Here is a 19,390-nt window from a genome sequence, read left to right on the forward strand (position 1 = left end):
GGTGATCGCCGACGCGCTGGCCTACGCCGGCCCCATCAAACAGATCCTCGATCTGCTGTCCGCGGAGGAGTTCGTCCCCGACGAGGCGCAGAACATCATGAGACCGGTCAGCGACGGGTTGGGGGCGGCCCAGCAGCTGGGCCCGCCTCTGGAGCGCCTGTTGTCCGAGTCGTGGGACTCCCTGGCCTCCCTGGGTGCCGCGCACTCGATCGCCGAGGTGGGTCGGACGATGGGGGCGCTCGGTGAGTCCGCGGCGGAGATAGCACGGGTCACCGCCGTGGCCGCGGAGATCGTGGTCCGTGGGACGGTCGAGGTGATCGGGATCGTGCAGCAGTTCCTCGCCCGCGCCGCCGCCATGGGCCCGGCTCTGCTCACCCCGCCGGGACAGGCCGCCCTGCTCGGACTGGCCGCCGAGCACCTGGCGCGGGGGATCCAGGTGGCCGAGCGGGTGCAGTCCGAGCTCAGGGTGCCGACCGCCGAGATGCGGGCCATCGCCGCCGGCATCCCCCCGGCGCCCCGCATGCCGGGTGCGATCGGTGCCGATTCCGGCACGGGGGGCGCGATCAACGCCTCGACGGTGGCCTACACCGGGTCCGGGCCGGGCGCGATCTCCACCGCCGTCGGCGGCGCGTCCGGGGGTGGGGCTTCCGGCGGTGCGGCGGGCGGTGCGTTCGACGGCGGCTCGTCGGGCGGCGCGGCGGAGAGCGCCGCGGGGCCCGGCAGGGCACCGGGATCCGCGGGATCCGGTGGTGCCGGTGGTGCCGGTGGTGCCGGCTCCGGGATGATCGGCGGCGGCACCGAGGTGACCCTGCCCGACGGCTCGGTCGCCAACGCCCCCAACGAGCAGGCCGCCGGGGCTGTCCGCAACGCGCTCAGCCAGCAGGGCGTGCCGTACGTGTGGGGCGGCACCACGCCCGGGCAGGGGCTGGACTGCAGCGGCCTGACGCAGTGGGCGTACGGGGACGCGGGTGTGGAGATCCCCCGCCTGGCCCAGGAACAGGGGGTGGGCGTCCAGGTGTCCGCCCGGGACCTCATGCCCGGTGACCTCCTCGTGTGGGACGGTCACGTCGCCATGTTCATCGGCAACGGGCAGATCGTGGAGGCCGGGGACCCCGTAGCGGTCTCCGGCCTGCGCACCGACAATATCGGCATGACCTTCCACGGGTTCTATCGCCCGACCGGCGGATGACGCCCGACACCTGCCGGCGCACCGACCCGATGACCGGGGTGGTCGCCGAGGTCGGCACCGACGGCGTGCCGGTGGGCTTGGCCCTGCCGGCCGGGCTCCTCGACCGTCCGCCCGCGGAGGTGGCGCGGGCGGTCCTGCGCACCCTCACCGCGGCGGCGGGCGACGCCCGCGACCTCCTGGAGCGCCTCGCCGCGGAGGACTGGGACGAGCAGGACTGGGACGAGCAGGGCTGGGACGACGGCGACGCCGAGATGGCCGGGGTCCCCGGGTGAGCGGTGGCGGGCTGGACGTCGAGGCGTTCCTCGATCGCCTGCGGGGGATCGCGGCGGAGTGGGAGTCGGCCCACGACCAGCTGGAGACGCTGCGGGTGACGGTGACCAGCCGGGACCACCTCGCCACCGCCACGGCCGACTCCGGCGGGACGGTGGTGGACCTCGTGCTGGCGCCCGGGTTGCGCAGGCACGGCTCCGAGGCGGTGTCGGCGTCGATCCTCGAGGCCACATCGGATGCCGTGGGGCAGGCCAACGCGCGTCGCGCGGAGCTCGTCTCGGGATCCGTCGCCCTCGCCGTGAGCGGTCGCAAGCGCGCCGCCGAGGACGCCGCCCGCGAGCACACAGACCCCGCCCCGGCGGGCCGTGGCACCGGCTGACGGGCCGTGGATATGCTGACCGACATGGCCAAGGACATCGTCCCGATCGAGCTCGGTCTCCCGGAGGGAGACGTCACGACCCTCTGGGCACCCAGTTGGCGGGAGGACAACGACGACTGGGAGGCGTTCCTCGGACTGGACGAGGACCTCTACGCGTTCGACTCGACGGCCGAGCTCCTCGCGCTGGTCCGCAGCGGGGCGGAGCACGATCTGCAGGACCACCCGTCGTGGGAGGAGTTCGCCGGATCGGACGTGCTCGCCTTCCGCGCCGCCGAGGAGAACTGCTACGACCTCGTCGGCGTCCTCGAGCTCCTCGGGGACGATCCGACCGAGTCGTCGGTCGACGAGATCGACCAGTCCTTCGCGATCGCCCGCTCGATCGGCGAGGTGTGCGAGCTGGACACCGTCACCAAGTTCTTCAACGGCAACCCCGTACTCGCGTCCGTCACCCACGGCATGGACGAATTCTACGGCCGGGACGGACTCAAGCTGTGGAAGTCCATCCGGAAGACGGTCGCCAAGGGCTGGGACGACGTCCTCGACGCCATCCAGGACGTCATGACCACCCCGGAGATCGACCGCGCCGAGGTCGAGCGTGCCCGTCGCGACCTCGAGACCGCGGAGGCCGCACTGCCCGAACCCGAGCCGGAGCCCGAGCCGGAGCCCGAGCCCGCCCCGACCGGTTACCCCGAGGGCTCGCTCTGGGAGAGCGTGGGGATCGACCCCGTCAGGATCGTGTTCGCCGACCAGGAGTACCTGAGCCTGCGTTGCTACCTCGGCGACCGGCCGGTCTTCCTCGGCGACGGCGACCAGGTGTACGTGTTCACCAGCGCGCGCGGCCTGTCGCGCTTCCTGGCGGACAACGACGACGCGACGCTCAGCCGGGTCGCGACCTACGAACGCGTCAAGATGGCCGCGACCGACGGCAGCCTGGACGTCCACGTCACCGACGACAACGCCTACGTCCTGGCCGGCCTGGACCGCGACATCGAGGTCGGGCCGGACATGGTGGACTCCGAGCAGCTCGGCCTGGCGGTGGAACTCGTCACCGACCTGGCGAACTACGTCGGCGACGCCGAGCTCGAAGCCGCGGTGACCGGCCGCGGATCATCGCTGCGGCGGTACCTGCACTACGTGCTCAATCCCGACGACGCCAAGCTGCTCGAGCCCACCGCGCCGTACGACGACGAGGCGTCCGAGTGGCGAGATCTGGTCGACGACGTGGAGAAGCTCGTGACGACGCCCGACATCGCCTGAACCACGCGGGCCGCGCGGCGGCCGCGGGCAGCGCCGCGCGCAGGGTCATCCGCGCGGATACGACCGCGGCGCGCGCGTCACCAGCCGCGCCGGCGCCCGGTCACCGCGCCGGCGGGTCCGCGATCAGCGCCCGTCCCCAACGCCGCCGCCAGCTCGTCGAGCGCGGCGGGTAGACGTCCCTCGTCGCCGGCGTGCACGGTGGCCACCACCTCGCCCGCGTGGACGTGGTCGCCCTCGACGCGGTGCAGCACCACCCCGGCGGCCGGGTCGATAGCCTCCCCCGGGCGGGTCCGACCCGCCCCGGAGAGCCACGAGGCTCGCCCCACCCCGAGCGCGTCCCACCGGAGCGGGCCCGTCGTGGCGGCCCGGATCTGCTCGGTGTGGGCAGCCCTGGGCAGCGGTGCGTCCGGGTCCCCGCCCTGGGCGGAGATCATCGCCCGGTAGGAATCCATCGCCCGACCGTCGCCCAGCCGGGCCCGCGGGTCGGCGTCCGAGATCCCCACCGCCGCGAGCGCCTCGCGCGCCAGCTCACAGGTCAGATCGACCATGTCGTCCGGCCCGCCGCCGGCGAGGATCTCGAGGCACTCGGCCACCTCGAGCGCGTTGCCCACCGCCCGGCCCAGCGGGGTGTGGTTGGCCGTGACCAGCGCGCTGGTCCGGACCCCGGAGGCGGCGCCGATCCCCACCATCACCCGTGCCAGCTCGGCGGCCTCGGCGGGGTCGGGCAGGAACGCACCCGAGCCGTATTTCACGTCCAGAACCAGGGCCCCGGTGCCCTCGGCGATCTTCTTGCTCATGATGGACGCGGCGATCATCGGGATGGACGCGACGGTCCCGGTGACGTCCCGCAGCGCGTAGAGCGCGCGGTCGGCGGGCGCGAGATCGGCCCCGGCCGCGCAGATCACCGCCCCGGTCCGCGACAGCACGGACCGCATCTCGTCCGTGTCAAGGTCCGCTCGCCAACCCGGGATCGACTCGAGCTTGTCCAGCGTGCCACCGGTGTGGCCGAGACCTCGTCCCGACAGCTGGGGAACGGCCACGTCCCAGGTGGCCAGCAGCGGCGTCAACACGAGCGTGATCGCGTCGCCCACCCCGCCGGTGGAGTGCTTGTCGACCGTGGGAACCACCACGCCGCCGCGCGTGAGGCCGGACAGGTCCATCCGGGTCCCGGAGTCCACCATCGCCGTGGTCCACCGGGAGATCTCCCGGTCGGTCATCCCCCGGAAGCAGATCGCCATCGCGAGCGCCGACATCTGCTCGGGTGCGACCACCCCGCGGGTGAACCCGTCGACCATCCAGTCGATCTCGTCGTCGTCGAGCTCCCGCCCGTCCCTCTTGGCCTCGATGATCCGCACGGCGTCGTGGCGCGCGGTCACCTCAGGTCCTCCGGTCCGAAGGCATCCGGGAGGAGCTCGCCGAGACGCACCGCGCCGCGCGCGGTGTGGACCACGAGCCCGGGGCCGCCGTGTTCGTGGAGCAGTTGGCGGCAGCGCCCGCAGGGCGCGAGGGGTTCCCCGGTGTGGGAGACGACGACGAGCTCGAGCAGTCTCCCGCCGCCGGTGCGGTGGAGGTCGGAGACGAGAGAGCACTCTGCGCACAGGGTCAGACCGTAGGAGGCGTTCTCGACGTTGCACCCGACGACGATCCGCACCCGCCCGTCTGCTGCCCCGGCGGGTGACCCCGCGTCCGGGCCGATCGCCAACGCGGCCGCACCCACCCCCAGCCCCGAGTACGGACGGTAGGCGCCCCGGGCGGCCCCCACGGCGGCCTCGGTGAGGCTGTCGACAAGCGCGTTGCGTTGTGCTGCGGTTTCGTCGTCAGGCACCCTGTCCTACCCTTCGGTAACATCATTTAGGCTTCCCTAACTGGGAGAACCCGCTCGGATCACGGTACCCACCCTGCTTTCCCCCGGTCAGATCTCAGGTCTAAAGTCCTAGTAGGCGCCCGCTGTGCTCTAGGGCCGGAACGCGCGCCGATGGCATCAGGCCCAAGCGATTCGGAGGCACGACAAGCCCATGAGTACTGCGCAGGCGCCGGCGCGTCCGGCCCCCACAAAGAAGCTCAACCTCTACAAGGGTGACCCGGGGATGTGGTCCTGGGTCGCGCACCGCATCTCGGGCGTCGCGATCTTCTTCTTCCTCTTCGTCCACGTGCTCGACACCGCTCTCGTCACGGTGAGCCCGGAGAGCTACAACGCGGTCATCGACACGTACAAGTCCCCGATCGTCGGCCTCATGGAGATCGGCCTGGTCGCGCTCGTGCTCTTCCACGCACTCAACGGTCTCCGGATCGTCCTCATCGACTTCTGGTCGAAGGGTGCCAAGTACCAGCGCCAGATGCTGTGGGCGGTCCTGGCGATCTGGGTCGTGGTGTTCGCCGCGGCCACCGCCCGCCTCCTCTTCCTTCTCTTCCAGCACCTCTAAGGGGAACGATCACCATGGCAGACGCACCTGTTCTCCAGACGTCCTACGACCGGCCGGCCTCCCTGGCGCAGCCGCGCTCGCCCCGCCTGCGCTCGCGCGGCAACTTCGAACGCTCCGCGTGGATCTTCATGCGCTACTCGGGCGTCGCGCTGGTCATCCTCACGATCGGCCACCTCACCGTCGGCCTGATGATCGACGAGGGCGTCCACCGGATCGACTGGGCGTACGTGGCCGACCGCTGGCAGAGCCCGTTCTGGGCCGTGTGGGATCTCCTCATGCTCTGGCTGGCCATGCTCCACGGCGGCAACGGTGTCCGCACCGTCATCGCGGACTACTCGCGCAAGGACTCGACCCGGTTCTGGCTCAACTCGATCCTGTTCGTCGCCACCGGCCTCGTCCTGGTCCTGGGCACCTACGCCATCTTCGGCCTCGCCTACGACATCTGATCGCGGCTGAATTCGTCCGCGGACTTCACTTCTCCGAAAGCGAGCACTGAGTAACCCATGACCGATCGTCAGGTCCACCAGCATCAGTACGACGTCGTGATCGTCGGCGCCGGCGGCGCAGGCATGCGCGCGGCCATCGAGTCGGGCCCGCGTACCCGTACCGCGGTCCTCACCAAGCTCTACCCCACCCGCTCCCACACCGGCGCCGCCCAGGGCGGCATGTGCGCCGCCCTCGCGAACGTCGAGGAGGACAACTGGGAGTGGCACACGTTCGACACGGTCAAGGGCGGCGACTACCTCGTCGACCAGGACGCCGCGGAGATCATGGCCAAGGAGGCCATCACCGCCGTCATCGACCTGGAGAACATGGGCCTGCCGTTCAACCGCACGCCCGAGGGCAAGATCGACCAGCGGCGCTTCGGTGGCCACACCCGTGACCACGGCAAGGCGCCCGTGCGTCGCGCGTGCTACGCCGCCGACCGCACGGGTCACATGATCCTGCAGACCCTGTACCAGAACTGCATCAAGCACAAGGTCGAGTTCTTCAACGAGTTCTACGTCCTCGACCTCTGTCTGACCGAGACCCCGGAGGGCCCCGTGGCCACCGGTTGCGTGGCCTACGAGCTCGCGTCCGGCGACCTCCACGTGTTCCACTCCAAGGCCACGGTGTTCGCCACCGGCGGCTCGGGCCGCATGTACAAGACCACCTCCAACGCCCACACCCTCACCGGTGACGGCATGGCCGTGGTGTTCCGCAAGGGCCTGCCGCTGGAGGACATGGAGTTCCACCAGTTCCACCCGACCGGTCTGGCCGGCCTGGGCATCCTCATCTCGGAGGCCGTCCGAGGCGAGGGCGGCATCCTGCGCAACGCCGACGGCGAGCGCTTCATGGAGCGGTACGCGCCCACCATCAAGGACCTCGCGCCGCGTGACATCGTCGCCCGGTCGATGGTCCTGGAGGTCCGCGAGGGCCGCGGTGCAGGTCCGAACAAGGACTACGTCTACATCGACGTCACCCACCTCGGCGCCGACGTGCTCGAGGAGAAGCTGCCCGACATCACCGAGTTCTCGCGCACCTACCTGGGAGTCGACCCGGTCACCGAGCTCGTCCCGGTGTTCCCCACCTGTCACTACGTCATGGGCGGCATCCCCACCAACATCCAGGGCGAGGTGCTCCGCAACTCGAACGACGTGGTCCCGGGCCTGTACGCCGCCGGCGAGTGCGCCTGCGTGTCCGTGCACGGCTCCAACCGCCTGGGCACCAACTCGCTGCTGGACATCAACGTGTTCGGTCGGCGCGCCGGCATCGCCGCCGCCGAGTACGCGGCCGCCCACGAGTTCGTGGAGCTGCCCGACGAGCCCGAGAAGATGGTGCGCGACTGGATGGAGAGCATGCTGGCTCCCCACGGTTCGGAGAACGCCGCCGACATCCGTAGCGAGATGCAGGCCATGATGGACGACAAGGCGTCGGTGTTCCGCAACGAGCAGTCGCTCACCGAGGCCCGTGACGAGCTGCGCGCCCTCAAGGCCCGCTACGCCGACGTCACGGTCAGCGACAAGGGCAAACGTTTCAACACCGAGCTCCTGGAGGCCGTCGAACTGGGCTTCCTCCTCGAGCTGGCGGAGGTCACCGTCGTGTGTGCCCTCAACCGCGAGGAGTCCCGCGGCGGCCACTCCCGTGAGGACTTCCCGGACCGTAACGACGCCGACTACATGAAGCACACGATGGCGTACAAGGAGACCGGACTCGATCTGCTCTCCGAGATCCGGCTGGATTGGAAGCCGGTTGTGCAGACCCGCTACGAGCCGATGGAGCGTAAGTACTGATGAGTTCCGCAGTCGACACCACCAAGTCCACGGACGGCACCACCGACCGCCCGGTCCCCCCCGGCTCGACCATGGTCACGCTGAAGATCGCCCGGTTCAACCCGGAGGATCCGGACTCGGCCGGCTGGAAGGAGTACGAGGTCCCGGCCCTGCCGTCCGACCGCCTACTCAACCTGCTGATGTACGTGAAGAACTACATCGACGGCTCGCTCGCGTTCCGTCGGTCGTGCGCCCACGGCGTCTGCGGGTCCGACGCCATGCTCATCAACGGCGTCAACCGACTGGCGTGCAAGGTCCTCATGAAGGACATGCTCCCCAAGGACGGCAAGTCCATCACCATCACGGTTGCCCCGATCCGCGGGCTGCCGGTGGAGAAGGACCTGTACGTCGACATGGAGCCGTTCTTCAAGTCGTTCCGTGACGTCATGCCGTACCTCATCACCTCCGGCAACCAGCCGACCGCCGAGCGCATCCAGTCGCCGACGGACCGCGCCCGCTTCGACGACACCACCAAGTGCATCCTCTGTGCCTGCTGCACGACCTCCTGCCCCGTGTTCTGGGCCGACGGGTCGTACTTCGGGCCGGCGGCGATCGTCAACGCGCACCGGTTCATCTTCGACTCCCGTGACGAGGGCGCAGCCGAGCGGCTGGAGATCCTCAACGACGCCGAGGGCGTGTGGCGCTGCCGCACCACCTTCAACTGCACCGACGCGTGCCCCCGTGGCATCCAGGTGACCCAGGCGATCCAGGAGGTCAAGCGCGCACTGCTGTTCGCGCGCTGATCGACCAGACTGCTCACCCGTGGCGTTCCGGCGCCGCGACGCAGCACCGACAGGGGCCGCACCCTCCACTCATGGGGAGTGCGGCCCCTTCGCCATGTGCCCGGTTCGCCGAGCTGTGGCCGACCCCGAGCAGCCCCATAGCGCACCACCCCGCAGATGCGCTGCGTCGTTGTACGCCGTCGGCTGACGGGACCGGGCACCGCCGCCCGCCAGCAGGCCCGGACGCCTCGTCGACCAGCGAGTCCGACCTGACCCGGCGTCGGCCGGACGTAGACTCGACACCCGTGACCAGCATCCGACGACGGCCCGCCCAGCGAGCGGCCGGTCTCGTGATCGCAGCCCTCGTCGCTCTGGCGCCGCTGGCACTTGCAGGTCCCGTCACGGCGGTGGAGCCCGCAGCGGACCTCCCGCTGACCGAGCCGCCGCCGGCCGCGGTGTTGCCGTCGACCACGTCGCCCGAGTACTTCGACACCCCACGCGACCTCACCGGGTGCCCCTACCGCACCACGCCTCCCGCCCCCGTCGACGAGTCCGAGGTCCCGCTGCCCGGCCGGACGGCCCCGGCCCCTCCCCCGGTGCCCGACACTCCACCGGGTGGTGACGCACTCGCGGGCTGCGAGGTCGTGGCGCCCGACGGCTTCCGGATCCCGCAGGACGTCACCGCGAGCGCGTGGCTGCTCTCCGACCTGGACACCGGCGAGATCGTGGCCGCGAAGGACCCGCACGGCCGATACCGTCCGGCCAGCCTGATCAAGACGCTGCTCGCCGCTGTCGCCCTCGACGCGCTCGACGAGGACCGGATCGTCGAGGTCGCCGATGCGGACCTCGAGGGCGCCGAGGGCAGCCTCGTGGGTGTCGGTCCTGGGGGCGAGTACACCGTGGGGCGGCTCGTCAGCGGCCTGCTGATGGCCTCCGGCAATGATGCCGCCGTGGTGCTGGCGCACCAGATGGGCGGCATCGAGCGCACGCTCGCCGCGATGAACGCCCACGCCACCGCGCTGGGGGCGCGCAGCACCCATGTCGCCACCGTGAACGGGCTCGACGGCCCGGGGATGATGTCCACGGCCTACGACATGTCGCTGATCTTCCGCGACGCGATGACCCGCCCCGCGTTCGCCGAGATCGTCGCCACGCAGTCCACCGGCTTCCCCGGGTACCCCGCCGGGGAGGGTGCGGAGCCACCGGATCCCGCGGCGGCCCCTGCGAACACCGGCCCGACTCTCCGTGCGGACGGCGTCATGATCAATCCCGGATTCGTGCTGGGCAACGACAATCAGCTGCTCTTCAACTACCCCGGTGCGATCGGTGGCAAGACCGGCTTCACCGACGACGCCCGGCACACCTTCATCGGCGCGGCCGAGCGGGACGGGCGGAGGCTCGCGGTGGTCCTGCTCGACGGCACGCGCGTCCCCAGCTCGCCGTGGCAACAGGCGGCGGCACTTCTGGACGCGGGCTTCGCGGCGGGTGACGCGGACCCGGTCGGCGTACTCGAGGCCGGCCGACAGGACTCGACCGACGACGCGACCGAACACCTGGCGGGCGGGCTCGGCACGGTGGAAGGGCAGGAGGTGGCGACCGTCGGCGGCTCGGTGTTCGAGCGCTACGGCACCGTGCTGGCTCTGGGCGCGGCGGGACTCGTCGTGGTGGCCGGGGCGGCCCTCACGCTGCGGGCGCGAAACTGACCGGCGGGACCAGTCGCCGTCCCCCCGCCCCTCACGCTCCGGCTGCGGCTCCGGCCAGGATGACCCTCAACCGCCCGGAGCACTCGTCGACCGCGGTGCGGGGGTCGTGGCCGTCCGCCATCTCGATGAGAGCGCGGAGGAGCACGACGACGACGAGGTCGGCCGCGATGTCGATGGAGGCGCCGTCCGCTCCGGCGAGCGTCTCGAGCCGGCCCAGGCTGATCCCCAGCCGTCGGCGGGCGGAGTCGACGGCGGCCGCGAGGACCCGGTGGTCGGGGTGCCCGGTGTCGACCAGTCCGCGTGCGAGCATCGCCCAGGTCTGCGGATCCCTGGTGGCGGCGACCGAGGCGAGGCGGGGCCAGTCGTCGGCCGGGTCGCTGGTCGCTGGGGAGATCAGCTCGTCGATGAACGACCCGAGGGTGTCGGCCGCACCGGACGCGAGTTCCGAGGCGAGGTCATCGACTGACTCGAAGTGCCGGTAGAAGGCCGTGGGAACGATGCCCGCCTCGCGCGCGAGCTCACGGACGACGAGCCCCGTGAAGCCGCGCGTGGCCACCCCGTTCCGGCCCGCCTCGACGATGAGTGCACGGGTGTGCCGTTTCTGTTCCGCGCGGGTCCTGGAGGTCGTCACAGTCGTCATCCTATCCCCGAGCAGCACTTACGGACGCCCATCACCCACCGACCGGGTGTAACCGCGGCCACAAACCGGCCCTCTTCCCATTTGAGAGAACAGCTGTACACTCAGAAACGTCCGGTGGTCGAACCGGACGGACGCGGATCCCGACACGCGACGGCACCGACCCGGTGCGAGGCGCGACGAACACCACCGAGTGACCGCGTCCGACGGCGTCCGACCACACCGACCCACATCCTCATCGGAGGTCCCCATGACCGCTCCGCCCGTTCGCCGACTCTTCTCCCGCCGGCTCACCCGCACCCTGCTGACGCCCCACCCGGTCGAGCACTACGTCCGCTCCCTGGGCGTGGACTGGTCCGACGACCCCACCGGGGCGACCGTCGTGGCCGTCGACCGGCCGGTCCGCGACGTCACGGTCCTCACCCTGCGGCTACCCGCCGGGGTCGACCGGCCCGCACCCGGCGCCGCGCTCGAGATCGGGGTCGTGGTGGACGGCGTCGTCCACCGCCGCCACTACTCCCCCGTCGATCCCGCGTCCCGCCGTGACGGGCTGGCGACCATCGCCGTCCGCCGCCACCCCGACGGCGTGGTCTCGAACCACCTCTGGGACCGGGCCGAGCCCGGGATGCGGCTCCTGCTCGGCAACCCGGTGGGTGAGATGGCGCTGACCGAGGCCCGCCCGGCCGACGTGCTGCTCGTCAGTGGCGGCAGCGGCATCACCCCGATGCTGGCGATCGCCTCGACTCTCGCGGCAGACGGCCACTGCACCGGCACCGGCACCGGCACCGGCACCGCGCCCGGCCGCGTCGCGTGGCTCCACTACGTCCGTCGCGTGCAGGACGCCCCGTTCCGTGACCAGCTCCGCGACCTGGCCCGGGCCGGCGTGTCGGTCCGCGTGATCCCCACGGCCGAGGGGACGACCCCGGATGGTCTGGCCGGCCATCTCACCCCGGACCATCTCGAGGCGGCGGCACCCTGGCACCGGGACGCCGCGGTCTTCCTGTGCGGCCCCGAGCCCCTGGCCCGTGGCCTCGAGGAGGCCCTCGGTGCCGAGCGGTTCTCCGGCGTCCTGCGCGAGCGCTTCACCTCCGCGACCGGGCCGGTGCCCGACGGCGACGGCGGCACCGTGACCCACCTGCGCAGCGGCGTCACCGCCCGGAACGAGGGCACCACCTTGCTCGAGGGTGCCGAGGCCGCCGGCCTGAGCCCCCAGCACGGCTGCCGGATGGGCATCTGCCACACCTGCACGGCCGTGCGCGTCTCCGGCGCCACCAGGGACCTGCGCACCGGCGAGATTGACTCCACGCCCGACTGCCACGTCCAGATCTGCATCAACGCGCCCGTAGGCGACGTCGAGATCGAGCTCTAGACCTGCCTCCCCACCCGCCCGGAACGACCCGGAAGGACCCCGTCATGACACTCCTGCAACTTCCCAGCCTCCGCCCGAAGAAGAAGTCGTCCACCGCGAAGGCCGCGAAGGCCGCGAAGGGCACCGGCCCGGACCCGATCGTGTTGTCGGCCGAATCCGTCGAGATCATCGGCCGCGAACTCGATGCCATCCGCGACCGCGTGGTGGCCGACCTCGGCACCGCCGATCGCGACTACATCCTGCGCGTGGTCCGCACCCAGCGTCGCCTCGAGCTGGCCGGCCGCGGGCTCATGTTCCTCGGCTTCCTGCCCCCGGCCTGGCTGGCCGGCGTCGCGGCGCTGAGCGCGTCCAAGATCCTCGACAACATGGAGATCGGCCACAACGTCATGCACGGCCAGTACGACTGGATGCGCGACGACATGCTCCACTCCTCGAGCTTCGAGTGGGACAACGTGTGCCCGTCCGACCAGTGGCGGCACTCGCACAACTACATGCACCACACGTACACCAACATCCTCGACCTCGACCGCGACATCGGCTACGGCCTGCTGCGGATGGAGTACGAGCAGAAGTGGAACCCGCTACGTCTGGGCAACCCCTTGTACGCGTTCGCGCTGATGATGCTGTTCGAGTGGGGCGTGATGATGCACGACCTCGAGTACGACAACGTCCTCAAGGGCAAGCGCAAGTGGTCCGACGTCAAGGGGCTGCTGACCGGCTGGTGGAACAAGGTCCGCGGCCAGGTGGCGAAGGACTACATCGTGCACCCTGCGCTGACGGGGCCGCTGTTCCCGCTGACGTTCGCCGGCAACCTCACCGCCAACCTCGTGCGCAACGTGTGGGCGTTCTCGGTGATCTTCTGCGGCCACTTCCCGTCCGGCGCCCAGGTGTTCACTCAGGAGGAGACGGCCGAGGAGACCCGCGGCGAGTGGTACGTCCGGCAGATGCTCGGTTCGGCCAACATCTCCGGGAGCCCGTTCATGCACCTGGCCACAGGAAACCTCTCGCACCAGATCGAGCACCACCTGTTCCCCGACCTGCCCGCACACCGCTACCCGGAGATCGCGGACGAGGTCCGCGCGATCTGCGAGGAGCACGGTCTGCCGTACACGACGGGCCCGTTGTGGAAGCAGGTCGCGAATGTGTGGTCCAAGATGTTCCGCCTCGCGCTGCCGCTGCCCCCCAAGGCGGAGGATGCACCGGCCGTCATCATCGAGCGCAGGAAGACTCCCGTCGCCGCCTGAGCCGCGGGTACCGTCTAAGGGCATCACCGACGAAGGGAGCGGTCCATGAGCGACTTCGAACGCAATAAGGACCAGGTCCAGGCAGGTGTCCAGGCGGGCGCGTCACTGGTGGGACGCATCGCGGTCATCATCACCGACGCGATCGGGTCGATCGCCAAAGAGGTCGGAGACTTCGTCACCGAGGGCATCGAGATGCGCGAGGCGGCCAAGATCTCCCGGCGCGAGGAACAGCAGCGCGGCGGTCGACCCGGCGGCGAGAAGGACTCCTGGCCGATCGATCTCGACGACATCGAGGACGGCGAACTCCAGGGATAACCGCCTCCCCGCGAGCCGGATTCGGGCGCCCGGGCCGTGGCCGGTGCCGTGTGGCGCCGGCCACGGTGGCAGGATCGTCGACCGTGACGATCATCGCCGCCGCGGACGGCTCCGCCCTCGGAAATCCCGGCCCCGCCGGCTGGGCCTGGTACATCGACGACTCCACGTGGCGTTGCGGCGGGTGGAAGCGCGGCACCAACAACCAGGGCGAGCTCACCGCCGTGCTGGACCTGTTGCGACAGACCGCGCACACCGACGAGCCGTTGCACGTCCTGTGCGATTCGCAGTACGTCATCAACTCCATCACCAAGTGGATGGCGGGGTGGAAGCGCAAGGGCTGGAAGAAGGCCGACGGCAAGCCCGTGCTCAACGTCGGGGTGATGAAGGCCCTCGACGAGGCCATGCAGGACCGCACCGTGACGTTCGAGTGGGTCAAGGGCCATGCCGGTCACGACCTCAACGAGAAGGCCGACGTCCTGGCCAACGGCGCCGCCAAGGCGCACTCCGCGAAGAAGGAGCCCGAGCCCGGGCCCGGCTTCCCGGGCGCGCAGGATGTCGGTGCGGGTGAGGACCCGGCCGCTCCGCCCGCCGCGGGTGGCGCGGGTCAGCGGTCGGCGTCCGCATCGGGGTCGGCGTCCGCCCCGGCACGCGAGGGTAGGACGAGGACGACGACGAGGGCCTCCTCGGCCGCCGAGCCCGATCTGTTCTCCCTCGACGACGACGCCGACGAGGCGCCGGGGCGGACGGACCTCGATCTGGTCGTGGAGCTCGAGAGATCGCTGCTCACTCAGACGGTGCGCGGAGACCGCGCACGGCTCGAGGCGCTGCTGGATCCCGAGTGGAGCCACGTGTGCGCCCGGGGCGAGGTGTGGTCCCGCGCGGACAGGCTCGCCGCGGCCGGAGCATCCGGTCCGTCGACGGTCGAGCCCACGATGGACCTCATCGAGGCCCGCCGGATCGGGGCGGATTCGATCCTGCTGGTGTGGCGGGAGCGGTCGGGTGACGGCGCCACGCTGCGCAGTTCCGTCTGGGTCCGCTCCGGTGGTTCCTGGCGTCAGACGTTCCAGCAGGGGACGCCGGAGGCCTGAGCCCCCTCCTGCCACAGAGATGGTGCCCCTCACCGCGTCCGGTGAGGGGCACCATCTCTCGGCGCAGTTGCGCGCCTACAGGCCACCGAGAAGCAAGTGGAGGAGATCGCCGACAATTCCGATCAGACCGGCAACTAGACCCATGAGTGTGACTGCTTGTCAGGTGGTGGGATACGACTGCTCGTCGGTTCTTCCTGTCCGATGAGCTGGGCCCGACTCTAAGGACGTAGTGTGACGCTGACGTTTCTGTCGTCGATCGAGATCGTGAACTCGGTCGCCAGCGAATTACTACACCTGACTAGATGTTTCTCAAGCTATCGTCGCTGGTCAGCCGCGGCGCGGTGCGGTGAAGCCCACGGCCTGGTAGACCTGCGAGAGGACCGGGCTGGCCACCGCGCGGGCACGGTCCGCGCCGTCGGCGAGGATCCGTTCGAGCTCGGCGCGGTCTGACATGTACTCGTCGAACCGGCCCCGCAGTGGGGTCACGAACGCCTCGAGCGCATCGGCGGTGTCGGTCTTCAGCGCCCCGTATCCCGCGCCGGCACTCTGGTAGTCGGCCACGATGTCGGCGATCGGCCGGCCGGTGAACGCCGACTGGATCGCCAGCAGGTTGGACACGCCCGGCTTCATCTCGCGGTCGTATCGGATGCTGCCGTCGGAATCGGTGACCGCGCTGCGGATGCGCTTGGCGGAGACCCTGGGATCGTCGAGCAGGTTGACGATGCCCTTCGGGTTCTCTCCGGACTTGCTCATCTTGGCGGAGGGGTCCTGGAGGTCGTAGATCTTGGCCGAGCCCTCGAGGATCTTGCCCTCCGGCACCACGAAGGTCTTCTTGTATCGGGAGTTGAACCGCATCGCCAGATCGCGGGTCAGCTCGAGGTGTTGACGCTGGTCCTCCCCCACCGGCACCAGGTGCGGGCGGTAGAGCAGGATGTCGGCGGCCATGAGCACCGGGTAGGTGAACAGGCCCACGGTCGTGCCGTCGGTGCCCTGCTTGGCGGCCTTGTCCTTGAACTGGGTCATCCGGGCGGCCTCGCCGTAGCCGGTGATGCACCCCAACACCCATGCCAGCTCGGCGTGCTCGGGCACGTGCGACTGCACGAAGAGCACCGAGCGTGCGGGGTCGACGCCCAGCGCGAGCAGCTGCGCGCAGCCGCGGTACACGCGCTCGCGCAACTCCTTGGGGTCCTGCTTCACGGTGATCGCGTGCAGGTCGGGGATGAAGTAGTACGCGTCGTAGTCGTCCTGAAGCTCGACCCACTGCCGCACGGCACCCAGGTAGTTGCCGAGGTGGTACGAGTCGGCGGTGGGTTGGATGCCGGACAGGACACGCTGGCGCTTGGCGGGAACTGCGGAGGAGGACTGCTCAGACATGGCGTTCATCTTCCCACGTCGCCGACCACCCACCGCTCACGCCCTCGCGCGGGCGGTCGCCGCGGCGTCAGCGGCCGGAGGGCGGCGCCATCTCCGGCGGAAAGCCTCCCGTGGCGATCGGTCCCCAGTCATCGATGGCCACGCGGATGAGGCACTTGCCCTGCCGCACCATCGCCGCCCGGTACTCGTCCCAGTCGTCGTGCTCCCCGGCGATGCTGCGGAAGTACTCCACCAGCGGCTCGACGGCCTCGGGCAGGTCGACGATCTCCGCGGTGCCGTCGAGGTGGACGTACGGGCCGTTGAAGTCATCGGAGAGCACGCACACGCTCACGGCCGGGTCGCGGCGGATGTTGGCCACCTTCGCCCGCTGCGGATAGGTGGCCACGACGAGTCTGCCCTCGGAGTCGACACCGCAGGTCACCGGCGAGGTCTGCAGACCGCCGGACGAGCGGCGCGTGATGAGGACGGCGCGGTGCCGGGGGCGGACGAAATCGTCGAGGCCGGCTCGATCGGGACGTTCGGCGGTCGCATACTTCGGCATGGTGCCGAGGTTACGGACCCGTCCCCCTCGCGGCATCCGCGAACGCGGGCCCGGACGCAGTGGTCGACCTCGTCGTCGTCGTCGCCTTCTCGCCCGTCCCTACTCGTAGACGACGGTGACCGGCGCATGGTCGGACCACCGTTGGTCGTAGGCGCCCGCCCGGTCGACGCGATCGGACACCGCCCGGTCGACGAGCCCGTCGGAGACGACGTGGTAATCGATGCGCCAGCCCGCGTCGTTGTCGAACGCCTTGCCTCGCTGACTCCACCACGAGTACGGGCCGATCTCGTCGGGGCGGCGATACCGCACGATGTCGGTCCACCCGCTGCCGTCGGCGAAGACGTCGGTCATCCACTCCCGCTCGTGCGGCAGGAAACCGGAACTCTTGTGGTTGCCCTTGTGGTTCTTCAGGTCGGCCTCACGGTGGGCGATGTTCCAGTCGCCACAGATGATCATCTCGTGACCGTCGCGCCCCTTCAGGTGCCCGGCCCGCTCGGCGAGATACTCGCGGAAGGTCGCCAGGAACCGGTCCTTCTCGTCCTGCTTGGGCGTGTTGGCCGACCCGGACGGCAGATAGAGGCTGGCGACGGTGACGGTCTCACCGTCGACGGCCCCGGGGTAGACGGCCTCGATGTACCGGCCGGACTCGTCGAACTCCGGGTCCCCGTGGCCGATGCGGGTCTCCGACGGTTCGTGCCGGGACAGGATCGCCACGCCGGCCCGGCCCTTGAGCGAGGACGGCGCCCCCACGAGATGCCATCCGGCGTCGAGGGCGGGAGCGAGCGCCTTGCGGGTCTGGTCCTCGTCGGCGCGCACCTCCTGTAGTGCGACGACGTCCGCCCCGCTGCTCTCCAGCCAGGGCAGGAACCCGAGGTTGGTCTCCGACCGCTGCTTGACGGCGGCGCGGATCCCGTTGACGTTGACGGTGCTGACGGTGAGGCTCACGGCCCACAGGCTACCGATCGCCGGGAACGTGACCGTTGACACACTCGGCCGCCAATCATACATTTGAACGATCAATGTATGAATGAAGGGAACTCGGGATGCACGGAGCGACAGCGGTGGTCCTCGGCGGGAGCGTGGCGGGCCTGTGCTCGGCCGGCGTCCTGGCCCCGCACTTCGACAGGGTGATCGTGCTCGAACGCGACGAGCTGCCGCCCGGCGCCGAACACCGGCGGGGGGTCCCCCAGAGCAAGCACCCGCACTTCGTCCTCAACGCGGGTCGCCGGGCGATCGGCGCGATCTTCCCCGGGTTCGAGGAGTCGCTCATCGAGGCGGGCGGGATGCTGCTCATGCCCTCGATGGAAGCCGCCTACGGCGAGATGGACGGGTGGGGACCCCGCAAGGCCAGCACCATGACGATGATCTACTCCTCCCGGATCCTCATCGAACGCGTCCTGCGGGACAAGGTCCGCGACCTGGCGAACATCGAGATCCGTGAGGGCGCGACCGTGTCCGGCCTGTCCACCAGCGGCGGCGGGACGGCCGCCGGGCGCGTCACCGGGGTCGAGTACCGCGATGCCGGCGGCGAGACCCGGATCCTCGACGCCGATCTCGTCGTGGACGCCCTCGGTCGCGGGTCCTCCGTCCGGGACTGGCTCGCGGCCGCCGGGTGGGCCACCGTGCCCGAGAAGACCCTCGATGCGAAGGTCACCTACACCTCCCGCTGGTACCAGCTCCCGGACGCCTCGGAGCGGCCGGCGCACTGGTGGTGGAAGCACCTGGTCCTCACCCCCACCCAGGACACCGGGCCCCATCCGCAGGAGCACGAGTTCCTCTCCAACTTCTTCCCCGTGGAGGGAGACCGCGCGATCGCGTGCATGGGCTCGTGGGGACTGGAGATGCCGCGCAAGCCCGAGACGTTCGAGGCGGCCGCCGGCCGCCTCCGCGCACCCACCTTCGCCGCCGCCATGAGGGCCAGCACCCCGATCTCGGAGGTGCACCTCACCCGCGCGACAGGCAACAAGTGGCGCCGCTACGACGAGCTCGCGCACCCACCGTTGGGCCTGGTGGCCATCGGCGACGCGGCCTGCGCATTCAACCCGTTCTACGCGCAGGGCATGAGTTCGGCCGCCCGCTCGGCCGTCGTGCTCTCCGACGTCCTCGCCGAGCGCCGGGCACTCGACTCCTCGTTCACCCGCGCCTTCCTCGACCGGCAGCGCACGTCCCTCGAGGTGCCGTGGATGCTCGCCATGGCCCGCGACCAGGGCTACGACTTCGCCGAGGGCACCGAGGTCGCGCCGGCCTGGCGCCGCAAGATCATGGCGAAGGTGTCGTGGCCGGTGTTCAACGCCATCACCTCCGCCTCCCGCGAGGACGACTACGTGGAGCAGACCTTCACCGCGGTGTTCAACCTCGACAAATCCCTCAAGGAGATGATGACCGACCCCCGGTTCGTCACCGGGCTCCTCCGGCACAAAGTCCGCGAACTGTTCGGACGCACCCGCGTCCCCGGCGGGTTCGACATCCGCCTCGACCCGCCCGGCACCGACTACTCCGACCCGGCCAACCCCGTCGAGCTCGCGGCCTCCCCGCAGGGCGCGACCCGACAGAATCTGGGCTGACCC

The 19,390-nt window shown here is 70.4% G+C and carries 20 protein-coding genes; 14 read left to right on the top strand and 6 right to left on the bottom strand.

From position 1 onward, the window contains the following. The first annotated feature begins 1 nt into the window (after nt 1). From L8M95_RS15450 to L8M95_RS15465, 4 genes are read left to right on the top strand one after another with little or no spacing between them, the layout of a single operon-like run. Nucleotides 2–1,189, top strand: a complete 1,188-nt coding sequence (locus tag L8M95_RS15450; RefSeq protein WP_260486966.1) for a C40 family peptidase — start codon at nt 2–4, stop codon at nt 1,187–1,189. Beyond that, nucleotides 1,186–1,461, top strand: a complete 276-nt coding sequence (locus tag L8M95_RS15455) for a hypothetical protein (protein ID WP_260486967.1) — start codon at nt 1,186–1,188, stop codon at nt 1,459–1,461. Before L8M95_RS15450 ends, L8M95_RS15455 begins: the two co-directional genes overlap by 4 nt. After that, complete coding sequence (locus L8M95_RS15460) at nt 1,458–1,838, top strand: YbaB/EbfC family nucleoid-associated protein (RefSeq protein ID WP_260486968.1); 381 nt, start codon at nt 1,458–1,460, stop codon at nt 1,836–1,838. The genes L8M95_RS15455 and L8M95_RS15460 overlap by 4 nt, the downstream gene beginning before the upstream one ends. A gap of 24 nt (nt 1,839–1,862) precedes the next feature. Then, complete coding sequence (locus L8M95_RS15465) at nt 1,863–3,095, top strand: primosomal protein (protein WP_260486970.1); 1,233 nt, start codon at nt 1,863–1,865, stop codon at nt 3,093–3,095. Nucleotides 3,096–3,172: 77 nt separating this feature from the next. On the opposite strand, the gene L8M95_RS15470 is transcribed toward L8M95_RS15465, so the two are convergent. Together L8M95_RS15470 and L8M95_RS15475 are read right to left on the bottom strand one after the other, a co-directional pair. Continuing rightward, a complete protein-coding gene (locus L8M95_RS15470) occupies nt 3,173–4,471 on the bottom strand; it encodes a thymidine phosphorylase (RefSeq protein ID WP_260486971.1) in 1,299 nt (432 codons plus the stop codon). Continuing rightward, nucleotides 4,468–4,920, bottom strand: a complete 453-nt coding sequence (locus L8M95_RS15475) for a cytidine deaminase (RefSeq protein WP_260486972.1) — start codon at nt 4,918–4,920, stop codon at nt 4,468–4,470. Before L8M95_RS15475 ends, L8M95_RS15470 begins: the two co-directional genes overlap by 4 nt. Before the next feature lie 190 nt (nt 4,921–5,110). On the opposite strand from L8M95_RS15475, the gene sdhC reads away from it, so the two are divergent. From sdhC to L8M95_RS15500, 5 genes are all read left to right on the top strand, one after another. After that, nucleotides 5,111–5,518 carry a succinate dehydrogenase, cytochrome b556 subunit gene (sdhC, locus tag L8M95_RS15480; RefSeq protein ID WP_260486973.1) on the top strand — a complete coding sequence of 136 codons (408 nt, stop codon included), beginning with the start codon at nt 5,111–5,113 and terminating at the stop codon, nt 5,516–5,518. A 14-nt stretch (nt 5,519–5,532) separates the two neighbouring features. Then, entirely contained in the window at nt 5,533–5,964 is a 432-nt protein-coding gene (locus L8M95_RS15485; protein ID WP_260486974.1) for a succinate dehydrogenase hydrophobic membrane anchor subunit, read from the top strand. 57 nt (nt 5,965–6,021) lie between these two features. Next, complete coding sequence (gene sdhA, locus L8M95_RS15490) at nt 6,022–7,791, top strand: succinate dehydrogenase flavoprotein subunit (protein WP_260486975.1); 1,770 nt, start codon at nt 6,022–6,024, stop codon at nt 7,789–7,791. Continuing rightward, nucleotides 7,791–8,573 (top strand): succinate dehydrogenase iron-sulfur subunit, encoded by a 783-nt coding sequence (locus tag L8M95_RS15495; RefSeq protein ID WP_260486976.1) that lies wholly within the window; start codon nt 7,791–7,793, stop codon nt 8,571–8,573. The genes sdhA and L8M95_RS15495 overlap by 1 nt, the downstream gene beginning before the upstream one ends. Nucleotides 8,574–8,857: 284 nt before the next feature. Further along, nucleotides 8,858–10,255, top strand: coding sequence for a D-alanyl-D-alanine carboxypeptidase family protein (locus L8M95_RS15500; protein ID WP_260486977.1), 1,398 nt, complete (start codon nt 8,858–8,860; stop codon nt 10,253–10,255). A 31-nt stretch (nt 10,256–10,286) separates the two neighbouring features. Here L8M95_RS15500 and L8M95_RS15505 read toward each other — a convergent pair whose 3' ends face one another. After that, a complete protein-coding gene (locus tag L8M95_RS15505; protein WP_260486978.1) occupies nt 10,287–10,886 on the bottom strand; it encodes a TetR/AcrR family transcriptional regulator in 600 nt (199 codons plus the stop codon). A gap of 256 nt (nt 10,887–11,142) precedes the next feature. Here L8M95_RS15505 and L8M95_RS15510 point away from each other — a divergent pair, with 256 nt between their 5' ends. The 4 genes from L8M95_RS15510 to L8M95_RS15525 all read left to right on the top strand — a co-directional run bounded on the left by L8M95_RS15510 (nt 11,143) and on the right by L8M95_RS15525 (nt 14,908). Continuing rightward, on the top strand, nt 11,143–12,261 hold the full coding sequence (locus tag L8M95_RS15510; protein WP_260486979.1) for a flavin reductase family protein: 1,119 nt from the start codon (nt 11,143–11,145) through the stop codon (nt 12,259–12,261). A gap of 44 nt (nt 12,262–12,305) precedes the next feature. Beyond that, nucleotides 12,306–13,505: an acyl-CoA desaturase gene (locus L8M95_RS15515; RefSeq protein WP_260486980.1), complete on the top strand. Its 1,200-nt coding sequence runs from the start codon at nt 12,306–12,308 to the stop codon at nt 13,503–13,505. Nucleotides 13,506–13,550: 45 nt separating this feature from the next. Further along, nucleotides 13,551–13,820, top strand: a complete 270-nt coding sequence (locus L8M95_RS15520) for a hypothetical protein (protein WP_260486981.1) — start codon at nt 13,551–13,553, stop codon at nt 13,818–13,820. Nucleotides 13,821–13,903: 83 nt separating this feature from the next. Further along, nucleotides 13,904–14,908 (top strand): ribonuclease HI family protein, encoded by a 1,005-nt coding sequence (locus L8M95_RS15525; protein ID WP_260486982.1) that lies wholly within the window; start codon nt 13,904–13,906, stop codon nt 14,906–14,908. Between the two features lie 327 nt (nt 14,909–15,235). On the opposite strand, the gene trpS is transcribed toward L8M95_RS15525, so the two are convergent. From trpS to L8M95_RS15540, 3 genes are all read right to left on the bottom strand, one after another. After that, nucleotides 15,236–16,282 carry a tryptophan--tRNA ligase gene (gene trpS, locus L8M95_RS15530; RefSeq protein WP_396119022.1) on the bottom strand — a complete coding sequence of 349 codons (1,047 nt, stop codon included), beginning with the start codon at nt 16,280–16,282 and terminating at the stop codon, nt 15,236–15,238. 67 nt (nt 16,283–16,349) lie between these two features. Beyond that, nucleotides 16,350–16,823, bottom strand: coding sequence for a PPOX class F420-dependent oxidoreductase (locus L8M95_RS15535; protein ID WP_260486985.1), 474 nt, complete (start codon nt 16,821–16,823; stop codon nt 16,350–16,352). A gap of 99 nt (nt 16,824–16,922) precedes the next feature. Further along, nucleotides 16,923–17,768 carry an exodeoxyribonuclease III gene (locus L8M95_RS15540; RefSeq protein WP_260486987.1) on the bottom strand — a complete coding sequence of 282 codons (846 nt, stop codon included), beginning with the start codon at nt 17,766–17,768 and terminating at the stop codon, nt 16,923–16,925. Between the two features lie 98 nt (nt 17,769–17,866). On the opposite strand from L8M95_RS15540, the gene L8M95_RS15545 reads away from it, so the two are divergent. Then, nucleotides 17,867–19,387 (top strand): NAD(P)/FAD-dependent oxidoreductase, encoded by a 1,521-nt coding sequence (locus L8M95_RS15545; RefSeq protein ID WP_260486988.1) that lies wholly within the window; start codon nt 17,867–17,869, stop codon nt 19,385–19,387. The last annotated feature ends 3 nt before the right edge of the window (nt 19,388–19,390 follow it).

The organism is Dietzia sp. B32, from assembly GCF_024732245.1.
Classification (GTDB): Bacteria; Actinomycetota; Actinomycetes; order Mycobacteriales; family Mycobacteriaceae; genus Dietzia.